The sequence below is a fragment of the Roseateles sp. GW821-FHT02E12 genome (assembly GCF_059421665.1).
In genome coordinates this window covers 1,057,711-1,066,295 of sequence record NZ_JBWKVK010000003.1, presented here as the reverse complement: position 1 = coordinate 1,066,295, position 8,585 = coordinate 1,057,711, and the positions used below count along the sequence as shown (strand labels likewise).

At 69.9% G+C, this 8,585-nt stretch carries 9 protein-coding genes; 5 read left to right on the top strand and 4 right to left on the bottom strand.

Annotated features, from left to right (window positions below; genetic code table 11):
* On the bottom strand, positions 1 to 675 hold the full coding sequence (locus AC07V5_RS22785) for a hypothetical protein (protein WP_495117991.1): 675 nt from the start codon (positions 673 to 675) through the stop codon (positions 1 to 3).
* Between the two features lie 6 nt (positions 676 to 681).
* Entirely contained in the window at positions 682 to 2,028 is a 1,347-nt protein-coding gene (locus AC07V5_RS22780) for a hypothetical protein (protein WP_495117990.1), read from the bottom strand.
* 222 nt (positions 2,029 to 2,250) lie between these two features.
* On the opposite strand from AC07V5_RS22780, the gene AC07V5_RS22775 reads away from it, so the two are divergent.
* The 5 genes from AC07V5_RS22775 to AC07V5_RS22755 are packed head-to-tail and all read left to right on the top strand — an operon-like array spanning position 2,251 to position 6,934.
* The gene (locus AC07V5_RS22775; RefSeq protein ID WP_495117989.1) at positions 2,251 to 2,484 is read left to right on the top strand and encodes an acyl carrier protein; all 234 of its coding nucleotides are present in this window, start codon (positions 2,251 to 2,253) and stop codon (positions 2,482 to 2,484) included.
* Between the two features lie 13 nt (positions 2,485 to 2,497).
* Positions 2,498 to 3,856: an AMP-binding protein gene (locus tag AC07V5_RS22770; RefSeq protein WP_495117988.1), complete on the top strand. Its 1,359-nt coding sequence runs from the start codon at positions 2,498 to 2,500 to the stop codon at positions 3,854 to 3,856.
* Positions 3,856 to 4,941 carry a LuxE/PaaK family acyltransferase gene (locus tag AC07V5_RS22765; protein ID WP_495117987.1) on the top strand — a complete coding sequence of 362 codons (1,086 nt, stop codon included), beginning with the start codon at positions 3,856 to 3,858 and terminating at the stop codon, positions 4,939 to 4,941. Before AC07V5_RS22770 ends, AC07V5_RS22765 begins: the two co-directional genes overlap by 1 nt.
* Entirely contained in the window at positions 4,938 to 6,179 is a 1,242-nt protein-coding gene (locus AC07V5_RS22760) for an acyl-CoA reductase (RefSeq protein WP_495117986.1), read from the top strand. The genes AC07V5_RS22765 and AC07V5_RS22760 overlap by 4 nt, the downstream gene beginning before the upstream one ends.
* Complete coding sequence (locus AC07V5_RS22755) at positions 6,176 to 6,934, top strand: SDR family NAD(P)-dependent oxidoreductase (RefSeq protein WP_495117985.1); 759 nt, start codon at positions 6,176 to 6,178, stop codon at positions 6,932 to 6,934. Before AC07V5_RS22760 ends, AC07V5_RS22755 begins: the two co-directional genes overlap by 4 nt.
* Here AC07V5_RS22755 and AC07V5_RS22750 read toward each other — a convergent pair.
* Positions 6,898 to 7,482, bottom strand: coding sequence for a GNAT family N-acetyltransferase (locus tag AC07V5_RS22750; RefSeq protein ID WP_495117984.1), 585 nt, complete (start codon positions 7,480 to 7,482; stop codon positions 6,898 to 6,900). The genes AC07V5_RS22755 and AC07V5_RS22750 overlap by 37 nt on opposite strands.
* The gene (locus AC07V5_RS22745; protein WP_495117983.1) at positions 7,482 to 8,579 is read right to left on the bottom strand and encodes a DegT/DnrJ/EryC1/StrS family aminotransferase; all 1,098 of its coding nucleotides are present in this window, start codon (positions 8,577 to 8,579) and stop codon (positions 7,482 to 7,484) included. Before AC07V5_RS22745 ends, AC07V5_RS22750 begins: the two co-directional genes overlap by 1 nt.
* Positions 8,580 to 8,585 lie beyond the last annotated feature (6 nt).

The window sequence follows — 8,585 nt, the reverse complement described above, 5'->3', positions numbered from 1 at the left end:
TCAGTCGCCCCACTTCCCGACGTACTTCTTGTAGCTCTCCAGCCAGCCGTTGGACCCGAAGCCACCCTCGCTCTGATGGGTGATGGCAATCGGCCAGGTGGCCAGGCGCAGGCCGGCGGCGCGGGCGCTGCGGCAGAAGTCCATGTCGTAGAAATGGAAGTCGAAGCGTTCGTCGAAGCCGATCTGCTTCTCACGCAGCGTGTCTCGCCTGGCGATCAGCAGCACGCCGTCCAGCAGCTCGCATTCCGCCGGCACCGGGCCGAAGGCCGAGATGGTGCCGAAGGGTGACGGCCCGTGCGAGACGATGCCACTGAGATTGGCGCGGTCGTCCCATTCGAACTTCGTCGTCGGGAAGGCCCAGGAGGGCTGCATGGGCGCGCGGCGCTTGTTGCCAGCCACGCCGATGACGTCGAAGGCATGCACAGCCGCGATGGCGTGCTCGAAGAAGAAGTAGTCGTCCAGCCAGACGTCGTCGTGGATGAAGGCGAGCACCGGTGCGCAGTCGGCGGCAGCGATGCGCTCGTTGTAGAGCGCCGGCAGGCCGCGCTTGTTCTCGAAGTAGACGCGCGGCAGCAGCCGGTTCTCGTGGGCCATGCGGCGCAGCGACAGGCCCAGGGCGGACTTGTTCCAGAACTCCGCTTCGGTGGCGCGCGTGGCGCAGACGAGGTCGATCACGGCGGTTTACCGGAGGTAGAGGGCCAGCGTGTCGCAGGGCGTGCTGCGCACGGGCGGGCACGGCGCGGTGCGGCGCGGGTTGTTGAGGGCGTAGGCCAGCTCGCGCGGGTGGTGCCACTCGTCGTAGAAGCGGCGCGAGGCGCTGGCCTGCTCGGCCAGGCGTTCAGGCGTCAGGCCGGCCAGCACGCGGATGAAGTCGTCCGGCGTTTCCCACCACAGTGCGTCTTCGTAGATCAGGTCGCGCGTGGAGTGCAGCTTGGCCAGGCTGCTCTGCTGGATCAGCACCGGCAGGCCGGCGCCCTGGGTCTCGACCAGGCCCTTGGCGCCCTGCACCGGGAAGGAGGAGATGCACAGGTCGATGCGGCTGTCGCGCAGCCAGGTCCACAGGCTGGGCACCGGCGTCTGGTGGCGAAAGCGCGCCGCATCCACACCTGCCGCGGTGAGGCGTTCGCGGAAGGCGTCCAGCGCCTCCTTGGGCAGCGTGCCCAGGTGCAGGTGATCGCCCCCCACCTCGGCCAGGCGGCGCAGGATGACGTCGAAATAGCCGTAGCGGCCTGGCGCCAGGAACTTGTTGACCGAGCCGTGGGCGCAGGTCAGCAACTGGCCGTCGGCCATGAAGGCATGGCCTTCGCGCACGCCCTGGTCCGGCGACACCAGCGGCCAGTAGGCCTGCCGGTGCACGCCCAGGTGGTGCCGGCACTGGTGGTGGGACAGGTTGGTGCAGTCCACGTGCAGCGCATGCGGCAGGAACACGCCCAGGGCCATGTCGTGGTCGGCATGGTGGAAGTACGCCGTCTCGCGTGCCACGCCGGGCTGGGCCGCGCCGACCGCCGCCACGTCGTAGTGGTGGCTGAACAGCGTCAGCAGCCCGGGCTTGAGCGCGGCCAGCTGCATCTGCAACCAGCGCAGCTTGTCGGGCAGCGACAGCGCAGGCGCCGCCAGCACCTGCACCGGGCGGTCCATGTCACGGTTGAAACGGTCCAGCGGCAACGTGCGGTCGTGCAGGTTGGTGACGATGACGACGTGCGTCAGGTCCGGCCGGGCGCGGATCACGTCCTTGAGCGCCAGCGTGTGGCCGCCCTGGCTGTCGTACACCTCGGTGACGATGTGCACGGCCAGGTGCTCGTTGTAGGCGGTGGGCGTTACAAGGCCGAGCTGCTGGGCCGACATGGCACCGGCCGCCTGGCAGAGGCGGTCCATCTCGGCCGAGCCGAAGACGACGCCGCGCGCGCGTGGGTCGTTCACCATCGCGATGACGAGGTTGGTGATCTCGAGCAGCATGGCCGGCCATTCACCGGCCGCTTGATGGCCTTCGAGGCGCCGCACCAGGTCCAGGAAATTGGGCTGGGTCATGAAAGGCGGGCCGGTGGCCCAGGGTTGGCCGGCCTTTCAGCCGGCATTGCGGCCTCCTCGCCGGACGCCGATGCCACAGTCTAGAGGCGAGGCCGCGCCCTTCGGTGGCGAGATATGGCCGCAGTTCTGCGCGTACATTGGCGTTCAGGCCCGCCCGGTTCCGGGTAGCCTTCCAACGCCTGGACATGCGCCCCGGCCTTTGCCACAGCCCTGATGAACGACATGGACGATCTGGACGACAAGCTGCGCCTCACCTTTGCCGACGCCCTGGGCCTGAGCCCGGACCAGGTGGTCGACTCACTCGCCTACGCCGACTCTCCCGCCTGGGACTCCGTGGCCCACATGTCCCTCGTCGCGGCCATCGAGGAGGCCTTCGACATCATGATCGACGCCGAGGACGTGATCGACCTGAGCAGCTTCGCCAAGGCCAAGCAGATCGTCCGCAAATACCTCTGACACTGGCCAGGCCATGGCGACTCTTCAGCCGCTCTGGGCGGCACAGCCCCAGCTCAGCGAGTCGCTGGCCCTGATCGACGAACAGGGCCAAGCCCTGAGCCGCGGCGAGCTCGACGCCCTCGTGGACGCCAGCGCCGAACGCCTGCGGGCCAGCGGTGAGCGGCAACTGGGTTTCCTGTTCTTCCGCAACCGGCTGGACGACCTGGTGCAGCACCTCGCCTGCCTGCGCAGCGGCCATGTGGCGCTGCTGTTGCCGGCCGAGATGCCCGCCACGGCGGCGCAGGCGCTGGTCGACCTCTACGCCCCGAGCTGGCTGCACGGCGCGCCGGCCGAGGTCAGGCTCGCCGAGGGCAGGCCCGCCACGCCGCTGCACCCCGACCTGGGCCTGCTGCTGAGCACCTCGGGGTCCACCGGCAGCCCCAAGCTGGTTCGCCTGGCGCGCACCGCGCTGCAGGCCAACGCGGCGTCCATCGCGGCCTATCTGCAGATCGCGCCATCCGACCGCGCGCTGACGACGCTGCCGCCGTCCTATTCCTACGGGCTGTCGGTGCTGCACAGCCATCTGCTGGCGGGCGCGTGCATTGCGCTCTCCGACGCGAGCGTGCTCAGCCCCGAATTCCTGCCACGCCTGCGCGAGCTGGGCGTCACCAGCATCGCCGGCGTGCCGTCGAGCTGGCAGATGCTGCTGCGCTCCGGCTTCGAGAAAGCTGAGCTGCCCACGCTGCGCACCATCACGCAGGCCGGCGGCCGGCTGGACGAGCCTTTCGTGCGGCGCCTGCAAGGCTGGGCAGAAGGCAGGAACGGCCGCTTCTTCGTCATGTACGGCCAGACGGAGGCCACCGCCCGCATCAGCTATGTGCCGCCCGAGCGGCTGGCGCACAAGGTCGGCGCCATCGGCATCGCCATTCCCGGCGGCGAGCTGAGCGTGGACGACGCCTGCGGCGAGCTGGTCTACCGCGGCGCCAACGTGATGATGGGCTACGCCACCGCTGCCGAAGACCTGGCCCGAGGCGACGAGCTGGGCGGCGTGTTGCGCACCGGCGACCTGGGCCGCGTGGACGAAGACAGCTTCTTCTACGTGACCGGCCGGCTCAAGCGCTTCGTCAAACTCAGCGGCAGCCGCATCGGGCTGGACGAGGTCGAGTCCCTGCTCACCACCGAACTCAAGCTGCCCGTCGCCGCCGGTGGGCGTGACGAGCGGCTCATCGTCGCCATCGAGAGCGCCGACGAGACCCTTGTCACGCAAGCCCGCGAGCTGCTCGTGCAGCAGCTCAAGCTGCCCTTGAGCCTGATCCGCATCCGGCTATTGCCCGCCCTGCCGCTGCTGCCCACCGGCAAGCGCGACTATGCGGCCTTGAACGAACTGGCTTGATGAACGCGCCCGACCTCCCCTTTGACCTCGCCCAGCCCTACGGCCTGGCGGTGCACGACAAGCGCCCGCAGCTGCTGGCCACGCTCAACGCGCTGAGCGACTGGCATGCCCAGGGCTGCACGCCCTATGCCGGCATGCGCGAGCGGTTGTTCAGTACCGCGCCGGCCGAGTCGCTCGAAGCCCTGCCCTATCTGCCCGTGCGCCTGTTCAAGACGCTGGACCTTGCCAGCGTGCCGCCCGAGCAGATCATCAAGACGCTGACCTCCAGCGGCACCAGCGGCCAGGCCGTGTCGCGCATTCGGCTGGACCGCGAAACCTCGGTACGCCAGACCCGCGTGCTGGCGGCCATCATGGCGGCCTTCCTGGGCAAGCAGCGCCTGCCCATGGTGGTGGTGGACAGCGCCGACCTGCTCAAGGACCGCACCCAGTTCAACGCCCGCGCCGCCGGCATCCTCGGCTTCTCGGTCTTCGGCCGCGACCACCACTACGCGCTGGACGCCGACCTCAAGCTCAAGGTGGAGGAGCTGCAGGCCTGGCTGGAAGCCCACCGCGGCCAGCCGGTGCTGTTGTTCGGTTTCACCTACGTGGTTTGGCTGGGGCTGTGCCAGGAGGCCGAGCGCCTGGGCGTGAAACTGGACTTCGGCCCCGAGAGCACGCTGATCCACGGCGGCGGCTGGAAGCGGCTGCAGGACCAGCAGATCAGCAACGACGACTTCAAGGCCCGGCTGCGCGAGCAACTCGGCATCCGCCGCGTCTTCAACTACTACGGCATGGTGGAACAGGTGGGCTCCATCTTCATGGAGTGCGAGCACGGCCACCTGCACGCGCCGGTGTTCGCCGACGTCGTCATCCGCCACCCGCAGACGCTGGAACCGCAGCCGGTGGGCGAGCCCGGCGTCGTCCAGGTGCTGAGCGCCCTGCCCCTGAGCTACCCCGGCCATTCGCTGCTGACCGAGGACGTCGGCACGCTGCACGGCGAAGACGACTGCCCCTGCGGCCGCCCGGGGCGGCACTTCACCGTCAGCGGCCGGCTGCCGCAGGTGGAAATGCGCGGCTGCAGCGACACGCGGGCGGTGCCGGCATGAGCGTGCGTTACCTGCTCGGTGCCGCTGACGGCACGCCTTTTGAAGACCTGCTCGACCGCTGCGCCACCGCGCCGGCCTGGGCGCCTTTCGACGCCCGCGCCACCGCCTTCGTGGCCCGCTTCTCGCAGCGCCTGCTGACCCACCCGCAGGCCCGCCAGTTCCCCGAGATGGCCGCGCTGGGCCACTGGTTCCGCGGTGCCTCGCTGCGCGACCTGGCCGCCCAGTACCCGGCCCGCCCGGGCCTGCTGCGCCTGGGCCGCGGCCTGGCCTTCCACATCGCACCGGCCAATGTGGACTCGGTGTTCATGTACTCCTGGCTGCTGTCGCTGCTGGCCGGCAACGCCAACCTCGTGCGCGTCTCGCAAAAAGGCAGCCCGCAGCAGGACTTCGTCATCGATGCGCTGCGCGCCACGCTGGCCGAGCCCGTCGGCGAGGCAGTGGCCGGCCGCTTCGTGCTGCTGACCTACCCGCACGACGACGCGATCACGCGCGCCATCTCGGCCCGCTGCCAGCTGCGCGTCGTCTGGGGCGGCGACGCCACCGTGGCCACGCTGCGCGCCATCCCGCTGCGGCCGACGGCGACCGAGCTGTGCTTCCCCGACCGCTTCTCCGCCGCGGCCATGTCTGCTGCCGCGGTGGTGGCGCTGGACGACGCCGGCCTCGCCAAGCTGGCCCAAGGCTTCTACAACGACGCCTTCTGGTTCGCCCAGCAAGCCTGCTCCAGCCCGCGCCTGCTGGCCTGGGTGGGCGACGACGCCCAGGTCGATGCCGCAGCCCCGCGCTTCTGGGCCGCACTGGCCGCCGAGCTGAAGCGCCGCGACGCCGCCGCCGAGAACAGCGGCGCGATGACGATGGCCCGCCTGGCCGCGAGCTTCGAATACGCCGCCGCGGGCCTCGCCCACCTCGGCTCCAACACCCTGGGCAGCTACCCCCTGCGCCTGGTGCTGGACCAAGGTCTAAACGCCACGGTCAAGGAAATCCACTGCGGCAACGGCCTCTTCCTGGAGCAGTGCGCCGCCAGCCTCGCCGCGCTCGCGCCGCAGTTCAGCGACCGCGAGCAGACGCTGTCGGTCTTCGGCTTCGGCACCGAGGAACTGACGGCGCTGATGCAGGCCGTGCCGCCTCGCGCCATCGACCGCCTGGTGCCCATCGGCCAGGCGCTGGACTTCTCACCGGTCTGGGATGGGCAAGATCTCATCCTGTCCTTCAGCCGTCTGATTGCCTTGCCCTCAACATGAGCATCAACCTCTCCTTGCAGGACAAGGTGGCCGTCGTCACCGGCGCATCGCGTGGCATCGGCCTGGCCTGCGTGCACAAGCTCGCCGCAGCCGGCGCCACCGTCGTCATGCTCGGGCGCGACGAGGCCAGCCTGCAGGCGGCGGCGGACGAGGTTCGCACCGCCATGCCCGAGGCCCAGCTGCAACCGCTCGCGTGCGACGTGGCGGACCCGGCCAGCGTGCGCGACGCCTTCCAGGCCGTGTTCAAGGCGCACAAGAAGCTGCACGTGCTGGTGGCCAACGCCGGCGTGCTGGACGACGCGCTGATCGGCATGGTGACGCCCGCCCAGATCGACCACACCTTCGGCGTCAACACCTCCGGCGTGCTGTTCTGCGCCCAGTACGCCAGCCGGCTGATGGCTCGCTCGGGCGGCGGCAGCATCATCAACATGACGTCCATCATGGGCCTGCGCGGCAACGTCGGCCAGGCGGTCTACGCGGGCAGCAAGGCGGCCGTGGTGGGCATCACGCTGTCGCTGGCCAAGGAGCTGGCGCCGCAGAAGATCCGCGTCAACGCGGTGGCGCCAGGCTTCATCGACACGGACATGGCCCGCTCCATCAGCGACGAGAAACGTGCCGAGCGCATCGGCGCCATTGCGATGGGCCGAGCCGGCGGCGCGGATGAGGTGGCCGACGTGGTGCTGTTCCTGGCCAGTGACATGGCCAGCTACGTGACCGGTCAGGTCGTTGGCGTGGACGGCGGCATGGCCATCTGAGTCCAAGCCTCGTCGCCAGACTCGACGAGGAAGCGCCGATAGCGCTTGCGCCCCGCCAGGTAGTCCGCCAGCGTCAGCTCGAACTGCTGCTGCTCGTCGTCCCGGGTCGTCTTCTTCGCGCCGAAGAAGAGGTGGAAGTCGATGACCCGCTGGTTGCCGTGCATCACCTCGAAGTGCGAGCGCTTGAAGCCCAACACGCCAAAGCCCAGCTCGTAGATGCTGACCGCCGTCTCGATGGCCGCGTAGTTGGGCGCATCCGCCTTCACCACCCAGCTGCCCCAGCTGAAGGAGTCACCGCGGTAGTCGTACAGGCGCACCATGCCGATGTCCTGGTCGTCCTTGTCGAGGATGACGTAGTAACGCTCCGTGCCGGCCTGCTCGCGCTCGACGTATTTCTCCAGCCAGCGCTTCTGCGCCTCCACGTCATCGGAGACCGGCGACAGGTAGCGGTTGCGCGATTCGTCCAGGCGCAGGCTGAGGATGAAGGCGGCATCCGCCGGCCGGGCCAGCCGCAGGCCGATGTGCTTGCACAGGCGCAGGATGTCCATCAAGCAACGGCGCGCACGGCGGTGATCAGCTCGTCCACTTGCAAATCGCTCATGCCCGGCCACAGCGGCAGGCTCAGCACCTCGCGGTGGATGGCCTCGGCGATGGGGAAGTCGCCCGGCCCATAACCCAGCTCGGCATAGGCCGGCTGCAGATGCGGCGCCACCGGGTAATGGATCAGCGTGCCGATGCCGCGCTCGGCCAGCGCGGCCTGCAGGCGGTCGCGGGCCTCGTGGCGGATGACGAAGCAGTGCCAGGCCGGCTCGGCACCGTCGGCCACCGCGGGCAGCACGAGCGGCGCACCGGCCAGGCCGTCGAGCAACCGGGCCGCGATGCGGCGGCGCTCGTCGGTGAGTGGGTCCAGCTCGGGCAGCTTGGCGGACAGCACGGCGGCCTGCATCTCGTCCAGGCGCGAGTTCAGGCCCTTGACCTCATTGTGGTACTTGACCCGCGAGCCGTAGTTGCGCAGCACGCGCACCGCGTCGGCCACCGCGGCGTCGCTGGTCGTCAGGCCGCCGCCATCGCCCATCGCGCCGAGGTTCTTGCCCGGGTAGAAGCTCCAGGCCGACGCATCCGCCAGGCCGCCAACGCGGCTGCCGCGCCAGCGCGCGGCATGCGCCTGGGCACAGTCGTCCAGCACGCGCAGGCCATGCTTCCTGGCTACGGCGTTGATCGCGTCCATGTCCGCCGGCTGCCCGTACAGATGGACCGGCAGGAGGGCCTTGGTGCGCGGCGTGATGGCCGCTTCGATGCGGGCGGGGTCGAGGTTGTAGGTGGCGGCCACGGGCTCCACCGGCACGGGCGTCGCGCCGCACTGACTGACGGCCAACCAGGTCGCGATGTAGGTGTTGCTGGGCACGATGACCTCGTCGCCCTCGCCCACGCCCAGCGCGCGCAGGCCCAGGTGCAGCGCGTCGAGGCCGTTGCCCAGGCCCACGGCATGGCCCGTGCCGCAGTAGCCGGCCCACTGGCGCTCGAAAGCCTCCAGCTCCTTGCCGAGGATGAACCAGCCGCTGGCGGCCACGCGGGCCAGGGCCGCGTCGATGGCGCCGCGCGAGGCGGCGTAGGTGGGCTGCAGGTCGAGGAACGGAAGCTTCATGCGGGC

Coding starts and splice junctions, on each gene's coding strand:
- AC07V5_RS22745 (WP_495117983.1), bottom strand. CDS start 8,579: ATGAAGCTTCCGTTCCTCGACCTGCAGCCCACCTACGCCGCCTCGCGC.
- AC07V5_RS22760 (WP_495117986.1), top strand. CDS start 4,938: ATGAGCGTGCGTTACCTGCTCGGTGCCGCTGACGGCACGCCTTTTGAA.
- AC07V5_RS22765 (WP_495117987.1), top strand. CDS start 3,856: ATGAACGCGCCCGACCTCCCCTTTGACCTCGCCCAGCCCTACGGCCTG.
- AC07V5_RS22770 (WP_495117988.1), top strand. CDS start 2,498: ATGGCGACTCTTCAGCCGCTCTGGGCGGCACAGCCCCAGCTCAGCGAG.
- AC07V5_RS22755 (WP_495117985.1), top strand. CDS start 6,176: ATGAGCATCAACCTCTCCTTGCAGGACAAGGTGGCCGTCGTCACCGGC.
- AC07V5_RS22775 (WP_495117989.1), top strand. CDS start 2,251: ATGGACGATCTGGACGACAAGCTGCGCCTCACCTTTGCCGACGCCCTG.
- AC07V5_RS22750 (WP_495117984.1), bottom strand. CDS start 7,482: ATGGACATCCTGCGCCTGTGCAAGCACATCGGCCTGCGGCTGGCCCGG.
- AC07V5_RS22780 (WP_495117990.1), bottom strand. CDS start 2,028: ATGACCCAGCCCAATTTCCTGGACCTGGTGCGGCGCCTCGAAGGCCAT.